Below are 15,755 nucleotides of genomic sequence, written 5' to 3'. Positions count from 1 at the left end.
TCATGGGTGCCAGCGACCTGCGCGTGACCGTCGAGCAGCCCAAGCTGCGCTGTGTGGTCGACCCTGCGCTTGCGTTGGGACACGCCGCCGGCCCGCGGCTCGCGCAGCGGCTCACACGCGTCTTCGAGACCTGGCTCACCCGCTCGTTCTGGCAGCTGCTCGATGCGAGCGAGCTCCTGCGTGATGCCGGGCCGGACTCGACGGCCCTTCACGAATGGCTGCTGCTGCGCGAACGCACGGACGCGGGCTCGTGGACCTTGCGCTGGGTGGGCGACAACCTGGCCGAGTCGCAGATCAAGGGCACGCTGGACGATGAGTTGCTCGGCCGCTACGAGTGGCTGTCGGAAGCGCTCGCCACGCGGCACGACGCGATGCCCAGCGCCGATTGGCGGCGCGGGTTCGACCCGGTGGTGGCAGCGTATGACGCCGTGGCGCTGTCGGCCGCCCTGGAGGGCGCGATGATCCTGACCCCCTGCGGGGCAGGCGATGCCGCGCCCTGGCCGGTGCAAGCCCTGCAGCGCCTGCACCTGCCGGTGGAGCGCAACGCTGACGACGGTCCCGGGCTGTTCGCCGCCGAGCGCCAGCTGGTCCGGCAATCCCTCGCGGCCGTGGGGCTCGCCGCCTTGCTGCAGTCTCTTCCGCCGCTGGCGGTGGTGCATGTGCTCGTGGCACCCCGCGCAGCCCCCGACATCGCGAGCGCCGACGACGAAACCGACCCATGGACACGCGCCAACGCCTGGTGGTACCCCGTGTGAGCCGCAGCGCCCCGCGCATCAACGCCGACGAGCTGGTGGCGGTGAGCGTGGCCGGCCAGATCGCGCATCCGGTGGCACGCGCCGCGCCCCACCGCGTGGGCCACGACGGCGTGCCGCGCGTGCTGCCGGGCACCGGCGGCATCGTGCTCAACCGGCGCATCGGCGACCTGTGCGTGGGCATGGCGGGCGACCACATCGAGCCCGGCGTCTCGCTGCACAACAACAGCCGCGAGGTGATCGGCCCGCGCGACGGGCCCAACAACGCGCTGCTCACCTACGCCTGCGTGGGCAACCTGGCGCGTGTGATCAGCGGCCCCTGCACCGGCAAGACGGGCGTGGTGACCGGCAAGCACGGCGGCGTGAACCATGTGATGGTCGACTTCCCGACCGATGTGCTGATGCGCCTGCAGATCGGCGACCGGGTGCAGATCGTCTCGCACGGCATGGGCCTGCGCCTGCTCGACCACCCACGCATCACCGCGATGAACTGCTCGCCGCGGCTCATCCGCCGCTGGGGCCTGGTACAGCGCGACGGGCAGCTGCATGCGCCCGTCACGCACCTGGTGCCGGCCCGCGTGATGGGCTCGGGCCTGGGCAAGAACACCGCCTGGCGCGGCGACACCGACATCCAGCTCGTCGACCGCGAGACGCGTCGCCGCTACCGCCTGGGCAGCCTGCGCTTCGGCGACATGGTGGCGATCGTCGGCAACGACACGCGCTTCGGCACCTCGGCGCGGCAGACGCGCGTGACCATCGGCGTGATCGTGCACGGCGACAGCACGGTGAGCGGCCACGGCCCGGGTGTGACGGCGCTGCTCACCGGTCCGCTCACCCACCTGCGGCCGATGCTCGACCCGCGTGCAAACCTGGCCGAGATCCTCGGCGTGCGGCGCGCGCAGCCTGCGGTCGAGCGTTCGACGCTCACCGAAATCGATCGCCGGAAATGCTCAACGGCGCAAGAACCCGCCCTCGCCCGATGACCAGCGCGCGAAGCGCCGCTGCCCTCAAGCCACGCGCCGGGGAACCGGCTTTGCCGGGCCCCTGGCGTGGGCCTTGCAGGCCGCGCCGGGCCAGAGGCCCGGCTCTTCGCCAGGCACAGCTTGTCCACTGGACAAGCTGCGTCCGGGCTCAGCCCCTCGGGGGCAGGAGCGCCAGCGACTGGGGGGCCCCTTACACCCGGTTGGTCGACATGCCTGCCGTGCTGCGCAGGCGCTCGATGAGCTTGCCGGCGATCTGGTTGAGCGGCAGCACTTCATGCGCCGCCCCCGCGTTGATGGCTTCGCGCGGCATGCCGAACACCACGCACGACGCTTCGTCCTGCACGTAGTTGTAGCTGCCGGCGTCGCGCATCTCTTTCATGGCACGCGCACCGTCGCCGCCCATGCCGGTGAGCATGATGCCCAGCGCGTTGGGGCCGGCCACGCGTGCGGCCGACTTGAACAGCACCTCGACCGAGGGCTTGTGGCGGTTGACCGGGTCGCCGTCTTGCACGCGGGCGATGTAGTTGGCGCCGCTGCGCTCCACGCTCAGGTGGAAGCCACCGGGGGCGATGTACGCATGGCCGGGCAGGATGCGCTCGCCGTCGCGCGCTTCGGCCACGCGGATCTTGCACAGGCCATCGAGTCGTGCGGCATAGCTCTTGGTGAAGCCGGGCGGCATGTGCTGGGTGATGACGACCGCCGGGCAATCGGGCGGCAGGTTCATCAGCACTTCCTTGGTGGCCTCGGTGCCGCCGGTGGAGGCGCCGATGAAGATGATCTTCTCGGTCGACAGGCGGCCGAGGGACACCGGCGCCAGCGGCGCGGGCCGCGTGGTCGAGGCGGCGTTGCCCGTGGCGGCCGGCGCAGGGGCGGCCTTGCGGATGTGCGCCTTGCTCGCGATGCGCACCTTGTCGGTGATGTCTTCGGCCAGCAGGCGCAGGCCGTCGGCCACGCCGATCTTGGGCTTGGCGACGAAGTCGATGGCGCCGAGCTCCAGGGCCTTGAGCGTGACGTCGGCGCCGCGCTCGGTCAGCGTCGACACCATCACCACCGGCATCGGCCGCAGGCGCATCAGCTTCGAGAGGAAGTCGATGCCGTCCATGCGCGGCATCTCCACGTCGAGCGTGATGACGTCGGGGTTGAGGTTGCGGATCATCTCGCGGGCGACCAAAGGGTCGGCGGCCGCACCGATGCATTCCATGTCGGCCTGGCGGTTGATGATCTCGGCGAGCAGGCTGCGAACCAGGGCCGAGTCGTCCACCACGATGACGCGGGTCTTGGGCATGTTGTTGTTCTCCCGTTTCCGCTTCAGAACAAGTCGACCGAGCCACCCCCGGTGGAGGCGGGCACGGCCTTCTGGGCTGCGGCGCGGTCTTGTGCCAGCAGGGCTTCGGTGTTGGTGGGCGCAAGGCGCTTGACCATGGCCTTGCCGCTGCCCGGCAGGAAGCAGACCTTGCGCGGGTACACGTCGAGCACGTCCTTCGAGACGATGGGGATGCGCTCGGTCTTCAGGTAGTCCATCACGAAGTTGGTGTTGCGCTCGCCCACGTTCATCGTGGTCATGCCGCTTACCACCTGGCCGCCGCCGAAGATCTTGGCTTCCATCGTCATGCGGTTGGCGCCGCGCTTCATCATCTCGTTGATGAGCAGTTCCATCGCATACGAGCCGTAGCGGCCCGAGTCGCCGGCGCCGTCGGGCAGCATGAAGTGGTTCATGCCGCCGACCTTGGCGTTGCGGTCGTAGATGCACGCGGCGATGCACGAGCCGAGCGTGGTCATGATCAGCATGTCTTCGTTGTGCACGAAGTACTCGCCGGGCAGGATCTTCACCGCGTCGTTCTTGAAGTGCGCGTCGTAGAAGAAGAACGAGGCCTCTCCAGGCTTGCGTGCTTGCGATTTCAGCCGCTCCAGGCGCGAGCCGGGGGCTGGGTTGGAGGAGGAGATCAAGGCCATGTTGTCCCGATATCGGTGTGCTTCTGGGTGGGCTTGAGCGAGGGCGTCACACGCGCTCGTAGACCGTCTTGCCGCGCAGGCGGAAGAGGTCTTTCGATTCGGTGAAGTTCTCGGAATGGCCCACGAACAGCAGGCTCTTGGGTTTCATCACGCCGTGGATGCGCTCGAGCACGCGGCGCTGCGTGGGCGCATCGAAATAGATCATCACGTTGCGGCAGAACACGATGTCGAAGGGCTCGCCGAGCTGCCAGCGCGCTTCCATCAGGTTGTGCGTGCGGAATTCGATCATGCGGGCCAGCTCGGGCTTCACGCGGATGGAGCCGCTGTTGGCGCCCTTGCCACGCAGGAAGTGGGCACGCAGCCGCTCGGGCGAGAGGCCGCGTGCATCGGCGCTGTAGACGCCGCGGCCGGCGGTGGCGAGCACCTTGGTGTCGATGTCGCTGGCCATGATCTTCACCGAGCCCGAGGGCATGTTCTCGGCGCAGGTCATGGCGAGCGAGTAGGGTTCCTCGCCGGTCGACGCGGCGTTGCACCAGATGCGCACGCTCTGGCCGGCGCGGGCCTTGAGTTCGGTGGCGAGCATCTGGAAGTGATGCTCTTCGCGGAAGAACGAGGTCAGGTTGGTCGTGAGGCAGTTCACGAACTCCTGCCACTCGGGGTGCGACGGCTGCAGGCTCTCGAGCGACTGCAGGTACTGGCTGAACGAGCGCTGGCTCGTCTCGCGCAGGCGGCGCGACAGGCGGCTGTAGACCATGGCCTGCTTGCCGGCGTGCAGGCTGATGCCGGCGTGCTGGTAGATCAGCTGGCGCACGCGGTCGAAGTCGGCGCTGCTGAATGTGAACTCCTGGTCGGCACGGTCGGCCACAGCGGTGGCGGCGTTGCGCAAGGCGGCGAGTTCGGCAGGGGATGCGGCGCTCATGGGTGAAGCTTGTCCTGGTCGTATGCGTGCGCCGGAAGGTCGGCGAGCCCGGTTCTGCGGGTCTTATCGGCCTGAAGTCTGGGCGGCTTGAGCGCGCCGAAAGGGCCAAGTTGGCAGGCCTTCACCCCCTATCTCGCGCTGGCTCACCAAGGGGGTCGCTGTAGACTGCCCGACAACCCTTCGACCGACGTGGCTAACACCCCCGCAAACCCCGAACCCTCACAGCTGAAGCTGGGAGCGGCGCTGCAGTTGCTGTCGCAATCGGGGCACACGCTGCCCGACCGCGACGAGGTGGGCCAGGCCGCCTGGCTGCAGGCGGTGATCGATGCGCTGTGCAACCTCTCCAGCCGCGACCCGCTCACGGGCCTGGCCAACCGCCGCCAGTTCGAGCTGGCGCTGGCCCGCGAGATCGACCGCGTGGCCCGTGCCGGCGAGCCGGCGTTGGTGCTCATCGCCGACATCGACCGCTTCAAGGCGGTGAACGACACCCACGGCCATGCGGCGGGCGACCTGGTGATCCAGTCGGTGGCCCAGTCGCTCAACGAATGCGTGCGCCCGATGGACACGGTGGCGCGCCTGGGCGGCGAAGAGTTCGCGATCATCCTGCCCAACTGCCCGCCCGCTTTCGGGCAGACGGTGGCCGAGCGCATTCGCCGCAAGGTGGAGCACCGGCCGGTGGCCATCGGCCTCACCGAGTCGATCAACATCACCATCAGCCTGGGCGGGGCCTTTGCGCCGCAGTGGGTGCGCTCTTCGGCGCCGCTGTGGATCGAGCGCGCCGACCAGCAGCTCTACCGCGCCAAGACCGAGGGCCGGAACCGGGCCTGCCTCGAAATGCCTCCAGTCTCGCTCGTGAGCGCCGAAGAGAAGGGGCTGCTCTTCGGTGTGTCGCAGTTCCAGGGCATCGAATAGCAACACACGTCATGACCACCCCTGCATCGCCCCCTAACGCTGCACCGGCTTCAGGCCGTGCCGCCCGCATCTTGGCCGTGACGAGCGGCAAGGGCGGCGTGGGCAAGACCTTCGTGTCGGCGAACCTGGCCGCGGCGCTGGCGCGGCGCGGCGAGAAGGTGCTGGTGCTCGATGCCGACCTTGGCTTGGCCAACCTCGACGTGGTGCTCAACCTCTTCCCGAAGATCACGCTGCACGACGTCTTCACCGGCAAGGCCAAGCTCGAAGACGCGATCCTGCCGGCACCGGGCGGCTTCTCGGTGCTGCTGGCGGGCTCGGGCCTGGTCGAGTATTCACGTCTGACATCCGAGGTGCGCGACCAGCTGCTGCGCATCATCGAGACCGTCACGCCGCGCTACGACCGGGTGCTGCTCGACACCGGCGCCGGCATCTCCGACGTGGTGCTGTTCGCCGTCTCGCTCGCGACCGATGTGCTCGTGGTCGCCACCCCGGAGCCCACCTCGCTCACCGACGCCTACGCCACGGTGAAGGTGCTCGCCACGCAGCAGCAGCGCGAGCGCATCTCGCTCATCGTCAACCAGGTGGGCAAGGCCGGCGAAGGCCGGGTGATCCGCGGCCAGCTGCAGCAGGTGGTCGACCGATTCGTGTCGCCGAGCCTGCCCGAGGGCAAGGGGCCGGTGAAGCTCGAGCTGCTGGGGGAGATTCCCACCGACAAATCGGTGCGCGAAGCGGTGCAGAAGCGCCAGCTGCTGCTCGAGATGCTGCCAGGGTGCGACGCCGCCAAGGGCATTGCGGCCATCGCAGGCAAACTCTGCGAATCCTGATTCTTCCCTCGCGATTCCCGTGACCGAACACACCCAGACCGCTTTCGAGCGTGTCGGCGGCGAAGCTGCCGTGCGATCTCTCGTCGACCGCTTCTACGACCTGATGGACCTGGAGCCGGCCTACGCCGAGCTGCGCGCCCTGCACCCCACCACCACCGAAGGCTCGCGTGACAAGCTCTTCTGGTTCCTCTGCGGCTGGCTGGGCGGCCCGTCTCACTACACCGACCGCTTCGGCCACCCGATGCTGCGGGCGCGGCACCTGCCGTTTGCCATCGGCATCAAGGGCCGCGACCAGTGGATGGCGTGCATGGTGCAGGCGATGCAGGAGGAAGGGTTCGACGAATCGCTGATCGCGCGCCTGAAGGAAGCCTTCTTCAAGACCGCCGACTGGATGCGGAACCAGCACGGCGCCTGAGCGCCGGCAGCGGCCGGCCTGCAGAGCCCGATTTGTGAGAATCCCCCCTTGAGGGATTCCACACACAACATGAGGAGGGCAACGCATGCCGAGCAATTCGGAACAAGCGCACGGAAGCGCCATCGCTTACCGGCCGGACATCGACGGGCTGAGGGCAGTCGCCGTCCTGCTCGTTGTCGTTTTTCACTTCCATCTGTTTTCGGCCGGCAAGAGCGGCTTCATCGGCGTCGACGTGTTCTTCGTGATCTCGGGCTTCCTGATCACGGCCATCGTGCGGCAGCAGGTCGAGGCGCAGCGGTTCTCGTTGATCGACTTCTGGGTCAGGCGCTTGCGTCGGCTGGCGCCCGCGCTTTTCGTCGTGCTGGCGTTGGTGCTCGTTTATGGCGCACTGCGGCTGCTGCAGGCGGACTTCCAGCAGCTCGCCGAAGAAGCGGCGGCGACGCAGTTCTACGTCGCCAACATCTACTTCTGGCGCAACGTCAACTACTTCGGGCTGCAGGCGGGCAACATCTACCTGCTTCATACCTGGTCGCTCTCGGTCGAGGAGCAGTTCTACATCCTGTACCCGCTGCTGCTGGTGTTCCTGCTCAAGCGCGGGCGATCGCTCGCGCCGTGGGTCGTGCTCGGGGTGGCGCTGCTGTCGTTCGCCTTGAACGTGAAGTTCGTGGGCTCCAAACCTGAAGCGACCTTCTACCTGATGCCCACCCGGGCCTGGGAGCTGCTGATCGGCGCCCTGTTGACCTGGGCGCCGCGTCTGCGGCACGTGGGCCTGGCGCATGTGCTGGGTGCGGTGGGGGCAGTGCTCATCGCCGCAGCAATTGCGGGCTACACACCCGACACCCGTTTCCCCGGCGCCTTTGCCTTGTTGCCGACGCTCGGGGCCGCGTGCCTGCTGGTCGCGGGCGGTGCGCCCGGAGCCTGGTCGACGCAGGTCTTGTCGACGAAACCGATGGTGGCCATCGGCCGCATCTCGTATTCCTTGTACCTGGTGCACTGGCCGATCAACGTGTTTGCGTCCAATGAGCTGGGCGAGGGCTACACGCTCGGCTGGCGGCTGACGATGGTGGCGGTGTGCTTCGTGCTGTCGACCCTGCTGTACCGCTGGGTCGAGACGCCGTTTCGCACCGGGCGCGTGCTGCCGGGCCGCCGAGGCTTCGTCGGCGGGTATGGTGCCGGGCTGGCCTTGAGCGTCGTGCTGTGCGCCACGGTGATCGCCACCCACGGCCTGCCGCAGCGCCTGCCCGCCGAAGTGGCACGGGTCGCCTCTTTCGCCACCGATCGCCCCGGCGACGCCTGCGCCGAGTTCAGGGCTTCCACCACCGGAACGGCCCCGGCCCTGTGTTCGTTGGGCACACCGGGTCAGGCGCCCACGTGGGCGATCTGGGGCGACTCGCATGCCTGGGCTGCGCAGGATGCCATCGACCTCTGGCTCAAGAAGACAGGCCAGGCTGCGCGCTTCGCGTTCATGAACTCCTGCCCTCCGCTGCGCGGGGTGCACGTCCAGCGGGGCGGCACGACCTGCCATTCGCTGAACGAAACCATGATCGCCACGGCGCTCGCGGACCCGCAGATCAAGAGCGTGTTCCTGGTGTCGTCGTGGCGCCAGGCCATCGAAGGCCGTCTCAGCACGTCGCCCGATCGGAACCTGGGTGAGGCGGGCTCCGTGGCCTTGTTCCAGCAGCAGTTCGATGCCACGGTGCGCGCACTTCACGCGAGCGGCAAGGCCGTCTACCTGTGGGAGCCTGTGCCCGGCTCGCGCGAGCACGTGCCTCGGGCCGCGGCGCTCGCGCTCTTGCGCGGCACGACCTCGAAGCTCGACTACAGCGCGGCCGAATACCGCGAACAGACGGCGTTCTTCTTCCAGGCCAAGGAGCGCAATCGACCCTTCATTGCCGGATCGTTCTCACCGTCGCAGGTGCTGTGCCAGAGCGGCACCTGCGCCTCGATGGTCGAGGGCCAGCCGGTCTACTACGACAACGGGCACCTGGCTCGCTCGGGCAGTGCCCGTTGGGCGGAGGCTTTGGCAGCCCAGATGAGCGCGCCGGCTTTGGTCGGCCAGCTCGCGAGTGAACCCGCGCGCTAAGAGGCCTTCAGCAACACCACCAGCGCGCCGCTGCCCCCCTCGGCCGGCCGTGCCTGCACGAACGCCAGCACCTCGTTCTTCTGTACCAGCCAGCTGCGCACGCGCGCTTTGAGTACCGGCTCGCGGCCGGGTGAGCCCAGGCCCTTGCCGTGCACCACGCGCACGCAGCGCAGGCCTTGTTCGGCCGCGTCGCGGATGAAGGCGTTGAGCTTCACCCGCGCCGGGTCGCGGCGCAGGCCGTGCAGGTCGAGTTGCGCCTGGATGGCCCAGCCGCCGCGGCGCAGCTTGCGCACCACGTCGAGGCCGATCTCGGGGCGGCGGAAGGAGAGCGTCTCGTCGGTTTCGAGCAGGGTGTCGACGTTGAACTCGTCGGACAGCGATTCGCGCAGCGCCTCGCGCTCGTCGCGCTGACGCTGGCGCGGCTCGGGCGTGGGCAGGGCCCGCGCCTGTCGTGCCCGCCCGGTGGGGCGCACGGGTTGCACGGGGCCGACGGTGATCGCGAAGAGTTCGCGCTCACGCTTTTCGCGCGCGGCGATCTCGCGTTGCAGGGCGTCCTGCCGCTCGGCTTCGCGCCGTGCCCGGTCGAGCGCGGCTTTCAGTTCCGACAGGGTGTGCAGGCCGCGGGAGCTCATGCGGGCACTTTAGCGCCCGCGCCAAACCCCTCGGTGGGGCTCAGTGCGAGCGGGGGTAGGTGGCCAGCACGCCGGGGTCGTGCGGGTACTGCAGCGCGGGCAAGGTGTCGGCGAAGCCGTCGAAGGGCTCGCCGCGTTTGGCGGTGACGCCCGCCTCGCGGCGGGCGGCCTGGGCGTCGGCGGCAGCGGCGCGCACCGGGATGGCGGCCTGCTGGTGCTGGCGTGCAGCGATGCGAGCCAGTTGTGAGCGGGCGCCGCCGAGGTCGAGTTGCAGTTGGGCGATCTGGCGCTTGGCCTGCTCGATGTGCTGGCCGGCCGTCTGCAACTGCAGGGCGTGGCGCGTGCGTTGTTTGTTGAGGCCGTCGAGGTAGCGCGAGCGCAGCACGATCCATTGGCCGAGGGTGACCAGCATCAGCACCGCACCGGCGGCCCAGAGAATGGCATTGGTGTTCATTTCCACACTCCTTTGAATGAACAGCATGCCGTCACTGTAGGAGTGGCGTTAGCCCGCGGAAAGGACGCAAGTCACGGTTACAGGCGATGGCTGCGCCTCGTCCCTCGAACAGGGGACATCGCCGGGGCAGCCTTACAGCAGCCCGCGCTCGGCGAACGACACCACCTCGGCCTGGCTCACCACCAGGTGGTCGAGCACCCGCACGTCGATCAACGCCAGGGCTTTGTTGAGGGTCTGCGTGAGGAATTCATCGGCCCGCGAGGGCTCGGCCGCGCCAGAGGGGTGGTTGTGGGCCAGCAGCACGGCGGCAGCGCCGAGGTCGAGTGCGCGTTTCAGCACCTCGCGCGGGTAGACGCTCGTCTGCGTCAGCGTGCCGCGGAACATCTCTTCGGCGCGGATCAGCCGGTTCTGCGCGTCGAGGAACAGCACCACGAACACCTCGTGCGGTTTGCCGCCGATCTGCAGGCGCAGGTAGTCCTTCACCTTGGCCGGTGAGTCGAAGACGGGGCGCTGCATCAGCTCTTGCGAGAGTGAGCGGCGCGCCAGCTCCAGCACCGCGCTCATCTCGGCTCGCTTGGCCGGGCCCAGGCCCTTGATGCGCTTGAGGTCGTCGGGCTCGGCCTGCAAAAGGCCCGAGAGGCCGCCGAAGTCGGTGAGCAGCCGCTGCGCCAGCTGCAGCACCGAGAGGCCCTTGACGCCGGTGCGCAGCAAGAGGGCGATCAGCTCGGCGTCGGCCAGGGCATCGGGGCCGCGCGCCAGCAGCTTTTCACGCGGCCGTGCGTCTGGCGGAAGGTCTTTCAGAACCATGTGGGGGTGCCAACTAAAATTCGCGGCAGTCTATTCGTACTCCCCAACGCATTCCCTCGCCTTTCCGGGGGGGCCGTCACCTTGAACCACGCCATCCAAACTGTTCAGCCGGGCTCCTTCCTGACCCTGCACTACCGCCTGTGCGGCCCCGATGGCGCCGACGTCATCAACACCTTCAACGACAAGCCGGCCACGCTCTCGCTCGGCTCGGGCCAGCTGGCCCCGGCGATGGAAGCGAAGCTGCTGGGCTTGGCCGAAGGCACCCGCACCTCGTTCCAGCTGGCGCCAGGCGAGGCCTTCGGCGAGCGCAACCCCGACATGCTGCAGCGGGTGAAGCTCTCGCTGATGCACGAGCTGGGCGACCCCGACGAGCGCTACAGCGTGGGTGACGTGGTGCAGTTCCCCACGCCCGATGGCCAGGGCAGCTATGCCGGCGTGGTGCGTGAAGTGGGGCCCGATTGGCTGCTCTTCGACTTCAACCATCCGCTCGCCGGCCAGCCGGTCACGTTTGAAGTCCACCTGATCGGAGTGCTGTGATGCTTGACGAAGTGCTGCTGGCCGAGCCGCGCGGCTTCTGTGCAGGCGTGGACCGCGCCATCGAGATCGTCGAGCGCGCGATCGCGAAGTTCGGTGCGCCGATCTACGTGCGCCACGAGATCGTGCACAACACCTACGTCGTCAATGACCTGAAGGCCAAGGGTGCGATCTTCATTGAAGACCTGGCCGAGGTGCCGGCGGGTGCCACGCTCGTCTTCAGCGCGCATGGCGTGTCGCAGGCGGTGCGCAAGGAAGCGCAGGAGCGCGGCTTCTCGATCTTCGACGCCACCTGCCCGCTCGTCACCAAGGTGCATGTGGAAGTGGCCAAGCTCCACAAGGAGGGCTACGACTTCATCATGATCGGCCACAAGGGGCACCCCGAGGTCGAAGGCACGATGGGGCAGCTCAGCGAAGGCATCCACCTCGTGGAAGACGTGGCCGACGTCGAGCGGGTGCAACCGGCGCAGACCGACAAGCTCGCGGTGGTCACGCAGACCACGCTCTCGGTCGACGATGCGGCCGACATCCTGGCGGCGGTGAAGCGGCGCTTCCCGAGCGTGCGTGAGCCCAAGCAGCAGGACATCTGCTACGCCACGCAGAACCGGCAAGACGCGGTGAAGGTGCTCGCCCCGCAGGTCGACGTGCTCATCGTCGTGGGCAGCCCGACCAGCAGCAACAGCAACCGCCTGCGCGAACTCGGTGAACGCCTGGGAGCCAGCGCCTACATGGTCGACCAGCCGGACGACCTGAGGCCCGAGTGGCTCGACGGCAAACGTCGTGTCGGCCTCACCGCGGGCGCGTCGGCACCCGAGATCCTGGTGACACAGGTGATCACCCGGTTGAAGGCCCTGGGCGCGGTGTCGGTGCGCAAGATGGACGGGGTGGAAGAGACCGTGCACTTCCCGTTGCCCAAGGGTCTGAAGTAAGCCCCTCCTAGAATCCGCAGACCATGCTTGACATCAACCTGCTCCGCAAAGACCTCGAGTCCGTCGTCAAGACGCTCGAGAAGCGCAAGACCCCCCAGCCCTTCCTCGACGTCGAGCGCTTCCAGTCGCTGGAGACCGAGCGCAAGGCCATCCAGACGCGCACCGAAGACCTGCAGGCCAAGCGCAACAGCCTGTCCAAGCAGATCGGCATGCTCAAGGCGCAGAAGCAGGATACCTCGGCCGTGATGGCCGAAGTGGGCGGCCTGGGCGACGAGCTCAAGGCGAGTGCCGACCGGCTGGAGGTGATCCAGGCCGAGCTGTCGCAGATGCTGATGAGCGTGCCCAACCTGCCGCATGAGAGCGTGCCGGTGGGCGGCGACGAGCATGCGAACGTGGAGCTCCATCGCTGGGGTACGCCGCAGACCTACGACTTTCCCGTCAAGGACCACGTCGACCTCGGCGCCCCGCTGGGCCTCGACTTCGACACCGGCGCGAAGCTCTCCGGCTCGCGCTTCAGCTTCCTGCGTGGCCCGGTGGCCAAGCTGCACCGCGCGCTCGCGCAGTTCATGCTGGATGTGCAGACCGACGAGCACGGCTACACCGAGTGCTACTCGCCTTACATCGTCAACCGCGAGGTGCTCGAGGGCACGGGCCAACTGCCCAAGTTCCGCGAAGACATGTTCTGGGTCATGCGCGGGGGTGATGAAGACCAGCCCGAGCAGTACCTGATCTCCACGTCCGAGATTTCGCTGACCAACACCGTGCGAGAGAGCGTGCTGGCCGAAAGCCAGCTGCCCATCAAGCTCACGGCGCACAGCCCGTGCTTTCGCAGCGAAGCCGGCAGCGCCGGGCGCGACACGCGCGGCATGATCCGCCAGCACCAGTTCGACAAGGTCGAGATGGTGCAGATCGTGCACCCCGAGAAGAGCTACGAAGCGCTGGAAGAGATGCGGGGCCACGCCGAAGCCATCCTACAGAAGCTCGGCCTGCCGTATCGCGTGGTCACGCTGTGCACCGGCGACATGGGGTTCGGCTCCACCAAGACCTACGACCTCGAGGTGTGGCTGCCGGCGCAGAACACGTACCGCGAGATCAGCTCGGTGTCGAATTGCGAAGCCTTCCAGGCGCGGCGCATGCAAGCCCGCTTCAAGAACGCGCAGGGCAAGAACGAGCTCGTGCACACGCTGAACGGCTCGGGCCTCGCGGTGGGCCGCACGCTGGTGGCGGTGCTGGAGAACTACCAGAACGCCGACGGTTCGATCACCGTGCCCGACGTGCTGCGCCCGTACATGGGCGGCACGGCAGTCCTGAAAGCTTGAGCTAGAATCCTGGGCTTTCCGGCGAACGACCTGCCGGGCACCGATCAGGAGAGGTGGCAGAGTGGTCGAATGTACCTGACTCGAAATCAGGCGTACCGCAAGGTACCGTGGGTTCGAATCCCACCCTCTCCGCCAGCTAGACCACAAAACGGGCCTCACGGCCCGTTTTGCTTTTGGGCGCTGCCGTCGGCCGCCACGGCCCGCGCGTGTAGGAGTTTTCCGCGTCTTGCTGACAGGGTCCTTTTGCGCGGCTGCGTTCATTCGTACTCTTCGTCCATGCCCTGATCGACTCCCGATCGACGGCCCCACAGACAGCCACGCAGTACGGAGCCATCCCATGCCGACCACATCCACCCAGAGCCGCAAGTCCACCTCCACCCGTTCGGCCGCCTCGCGCACGCCCGACGCCATCAAGCTGCTGACGCAGGACCACAAGGACGTGAAGGCCTTGTTCAAGGAATACGAAAAGCTCGTCAAGGCCGAGGCCGACGACAGCCAGAAGCAGGCGCTCGCCGAGCAGATCTGCGAGATGCTGAGCGTGCACGCGCAGATCGAGGAAGAGCTGGTGTACCCGGCCGCCTATGACGTGATGGCCGACGAAGCCGACCTCGTCGACGAGGCCCAGGTCGAGCACGCGAGCGCGAAAGACCTGATCGCCCAGATCCGCGGCATGCAGCCGTCCGACGACCTGTATGACGCGAAGGTCACCGTGCTGGGCGAGTACGTCGAGCACCACGTGAAGGAAGAAGAGAAGGAGATGTTCCCGAAGCTCAAGAAGACGGAACTCGACCTCAAGGAACTGGGCGCGTCGCTGCAGGCGCGCAAGAGCGAGCTGATGGGCGAAGAAGCGCCCAAGGCTCATTGATCCACCTCCACAGGGAAAGGGGCCGGTCATGAAATCCGCGCCTTCGCACATTCCTTCACTCATGGCCGCCGTGACCGCGGTGGCCGCCCTCGGGGCTGGCGCCTTGCTGGCCGCCGAGGACCGCATGCTCTTCGAGCCGCAGCACGCGATGCTGGTCGGTTGGGTCGACGACGTGGGCAGCGCGCTGCTGGCCGACAAGCCAACGGTGCGCCAGCCGGTCGAGGTGAGGCGTGCCGTCAACCGCGCCGGCTCGGGGGCGCAGGAGCGCCGATGAGCGCCGCGCCGCGCGGTGGGAGCGGGCATGCCGGCGCGATGCCGTCGACGACGAGCACCTCGTATGCGGCCAGCCACTCGCCCCTGCTCACCGCCTTCGATCGTTTCGCCTCGGGCGTCACGCGCTGGGCAGGGTCGCCCACGGCCTTCTGTGCCGCCCTGCTGGTGATCGTGGCCTGGGCCGTGACGGGGCCGCTCTTCGGTTTCTCGGGGAACTGGCAGCTCGTCATCAACACCGGCACCACCATCGTGACCTTCCTGATGGTGTTTCTCATCCAGCAGAGCCAGAACAAGGACAGCGTGGCGCTGCACCTCAAGCTCAACGAGCTGCTCGCCGCCAACCGCCAAGCGAGCAACCGCATGATCGGCATCGAAGACCTCGACGAGCAGGACCTGCGCGAGGTGGCCAGCTTCTACATGCGCCTTTCCGAGCGCGCCAAGGAGACGGGCCCCATCAAGGAAGCGCACTCGATCGACGAGGAGGGCATGCCGACCGACGCACCGTCGCGGCGCGCCCTGCCGCAGCGCGAAGCCGCCTGACAGCTCTCAGGCCACCGCGCGCACCTGGGTGCAGACTGCGTCGACCAGGGCTTCCATTTCCTCCGGCTCGAAGGGCTTGAGCAAGGCCCGCACGTTGGGGCCGAACTGCCGCACCGCGTCGCCGAATTCATACCCCGAGCACAGCACCACGCGTCGCTCGGGCTGCTCGGCCAGCAGCTTGCGGGCGAGGTCGGTGCCCGACATGCCGGGCAGGCTCACGTCGGTGATCACGATGTCGGCTTCGCGCTCGGCGAGGATCGCGAGCGCTTCTTCGGCCGTGGCGCAACACACCACCTCGCGGCCAGGTGCTTCGAGCAGCATGCCGATAGTGTCGCGCAGGTCGTCGCTGTCTTCGACGTAGAGGATGGTCACGGCATTCACAGAAGAAGCTCCAGTCTCGGGTGGCCCGCAGTCTAAGCCCGCGATCAGCAGCCGGCGAGGTGCTGCAACGTGCTCAAAACACGCTCTCACGAGGGGTGTAGGGCGTTTCCTACAGCAGGTTTCGCGCTTGTCCTTCACCTCGCGTGCAAGGCCAAGGCCTACGCTGCGGGCACCCGTTCA

The 15,755-nt window shown here is 67.8% G+C and carries 19 protein-coding genes and 1 tRNA gene; 13 read left to right on the top strand and 7 right to left on the bottom strand.

Annotation, left to right across the window (positions count from 1 at the left end; genetic code table 11):
* Positions 1-2: 2 nt before the first annotated feature.
* Positions 3-755 (top strand): hypothetical protein, encoded by a 753-nt coding sequence (locus KF892_09730; GenBank protein ID MBX3625279.1) that lies wholly within the window; start codon positions 3-5, stop codon positions 753-755.
* Positions 719-1,735 carry a DUF4438 domain-containing protein gene (locus KF892_09725; protein ID MBX3625278.1) on the top strand — a complete coding sequence of 339 codons (1,017 nt, stop codon included), beginning with the start codon at positions 719-721 and terminating at the stop codon, positions 1,733-1,735. Before KF892_09730 ends, KF892_09725 begins: the two co-directional genes overlap by 37 nt.
* Positions 1,736-1,925: 190 nt before the next feature.
* On the opposite strand, the gene KF892_09720 is transcribed toward KF892_09725, so the two are convergent.
* The 3 genes from KF892_09720 to KF892_09710 are packed head-to-tail and all read right to left on the bottom strand — an operon-like array spanning position 1,926 to position 4,607.
* Positions 1,926-3,020, bottom strand: a complete 1,095-nt coding sequence (locus KF892_09720; GenBank protein MBX3625277.1) for a chemotaxis response regulator protein-glutamate methylesterase — start codon at positions 3,018-3,020, stop codon at positions 1,926-1,928.
* 23 nt (positions 3,021-3,043) lie between these two features.
* The gene (gene cheD / locus KF892_09715; protein MBX3625276.1) at positions 3,044-3,688 is read right to left on the bottom strand and encodes a chemoreceptor glutamine deamidase CheD; all 645 of its coding nucleotides are present in this window, start codon (positions 3,686-3,688) and stop codon (positions 3,044-3,046) included.
* Between the two features lie 46 nt (positions 3,689-3,734).
* Complete coding sequence (locus KF892_09710; GenBank protein ID MBX3625275.1) at positions 3,735-4,607, bottom strand: chemotaxis protein CheR; 873 nt, start codon at positions 4,605-4,607, stop codon at positions 3,735-3,737.
* 249 nt (positions 4,608-4,856) lie between these two features.
* Between KF892_09710 and KF892_09705 the strand changes: the two genes are divergently transcribed.
* The 4 genes from KF892_09705 (at position 4,857) to KF892_09690 (ending at position 8,841) form a co-directional block, all read left to right on the top strand.
* Positions 4,857-5,519, top strand: coding sequence for a GGDEF domain-containing protein (locus KF892_09705; GenBank protein ID MBX3625274.1), 663 nt, complete (start codon positions 4,857-4,859; stop codon positions 5,517-5,519).
* An 11-nt stretch (positions 5,520-5,530) separates the two neighbouring features.
* On the top strand, positions 5,531-6,343 hold the full coding sequence (locus KF892_09700; protein MBX3625273.1) for a MinD/ParA family protein: 813 nt from the start codon (positions 5,531-5,533) through the stop codon (positions 6,341-6,343).
* A gap of 19 nt (positions 6,344-6,362) precedes the next feature.
* Entirely contained in the window at positions 6,363-6,758 is a 396-nt protein-coding gene (locus tag KF892_09695) for a group II truncated hemoglobin (protein MBX3625272.1), read from the top strand.
* Between the two features lie 85 nt (positions 6,759-6,843).
* Positions 6,844-8,841 carry an acyltransferase gene (locus KF892_09690; GenBank protein ID MBX3625271.1) on the top strand — a complete coding sequence of 666 codons (1,998 nt, stop codon included), beginning with the start codon at positions 6,844-6,846 and terminating at the stop codon, positions 8,839-8,841.
* Here KF892_09690 and KF892_09685 read toward each other — a convergent pair.
* The 3 genes from KF892_09685 to radC form a co-directional block, all read right to left on the bottom strand.
* Positions 8,838-9,473, bottom strand: a complete 636-nt coding sequence (locus KF892_09685) for a Smr/MutS family protein (protein MBX3625270.1) — start codon at positions 9,471-9,473, stop codon at positions 8,838-8,840. The two genes, KF892_09690 and KF892_09685, sit on opposite strands and share 4 nt — an antisense overlap.
* A gap of 40 nt (positions 9,474-9,513) precedes the next feature.
* Positions 9,514-9,927, bottom strand: coding sequence for a hypothetical protein (locus tag KF892_09680; protein ID MBX3625269.1), 414 nt, complete (start codon positions 9,925-9,927; stop codon positions 9,514-9,516).
* A gap of 132 nt (positions 9,928-10,059) precedes the next feature.
* Positions 10,060-10,734, bottom strand: coding sequence for a DNA repair protein RadC (gene radC, locus KF892_09675; GenBank protein MBX3625268.1), 675 nt, complete (start codon positions 10,732-10,734; stop codon positions 10,060-10,062).
* Between the two features lie 93 nt (positions 10,735-10,827).
* Here radC and KF892_09670 point away from each other — a divergent pair, with 93 nt between their 5' ends.
* The 7 genes from KF892_09670 (at position 10,828) to KF892_09640 (ending at position 15,194) form a co-directional block, all read left to right on the top strand.
* Positions 10,828-11,271 (top strand): FKBP-type peptidyl-prolyl cis-trans isomerase, encoded by a 444-nt coding sequence (locus tag KF892_09670; GenBank protein MBX3625267.1) that lies wholly within the window; start codon positions 10,828-10,830, stop codon positions 11,269-11,271.
* The gene (ispH, locus tag KF892_09665; protein ID MBX3625266.1) at positions 11,271-12,197 is read left to right on the top strand and encodes a 4-hydroxy-3-methylbut-2-enyl diphosphate reductase; all 927 of its coding nucleotides are present in this window, start codon (positions 11,271-11,273) and stop codon (positions 12,195-12,197) included. Before KF892_09670 ends, ispH begins: the two co-directional genes overlap by 1 nt.
* A gap of 23 nt (positions 12,198-12,220) precedes the next feature.
* Positions 12,221-13,516 (top strand): serine--tRNA ligase, encoded by a 1,296-nt coding sequence (gene serS / locus KF892_09660; protein MBX3625265.1) that lies wholly within the window; start codon positions 12,221-12,223, stop codon positions 13,514-13,516.
* A gap of 47 nt (positions 13,517-13,563) precedes the next feature.
* Positions 13,564-13,651, top strand: a tRNA-Ser gene (locus KF892_09655).
* 202 nt (positions 13,652-13,853) lie between these two features.
* Positions 13,854-14,381 (top strand): hemerythrin domain-containing protein, encoded by a 528-nt coding sequence (locus tag KF892_09650; protein MBX3625264.1) that lies wholly within the window; start codon positions 13,854-13,856, stop codon positions 14,379-14,381.
* A 61-nt stretch (positions 14,382-14,442) separates the two neighbouring features.
* Entirely contained in the window at positions 14,443-14,655 is a 213-nt protein-coding gene (locus KF892_09645) for a hypothetical protein (GenBank protein MBX3625263.1), read from the top strand.
* Entirely contained in the window at positions 14,652-15,194 is a 543-nt protein-coding gene (locus tag KF892_09640) for a low affinity iron permease family protein (protein ID MBX3625262.1), read from the top strand. The genes KF892_09645 and KF892_09640 overlap by 4 nt, the downstream gene beginning before the upstream one ends.
* Before the next feature lie 6 nt (positions 15,195-15,200).
* Here the strand turns inward: KF892_09640 and KF892_09635 are convergent, their stop codons facing one another.
* Positions 15,201-15,566 carry a response regulator gene (locus KF892_09635; GenBank protein MBX3625261.1) on the bottom strand — a complete coding sequence of 122 codons (366 nt, stop codon included), beginning with the start codon at positions 15,564-15,566 and terminating at the stop codon, positions 15,201-15,203.
* Between the last annotated feature and the right edge of the window lie 189 nt (positions 15,567-15,755).

The sequence above is a fragment of the Rhizobacter sp. genome, from assembly GCA_019635355.1.
Taxonomy (GTDB): Bacteria; Pseudomonadota; Gammaproteobacteria; order Burkholderiales; family Burkholderiaceae_C; genus Rhizobacter.
Note: the sequence above shows the minus strand (reverse complement) of the source record. Positions and strands in the feature narration are given on the sequence as shown.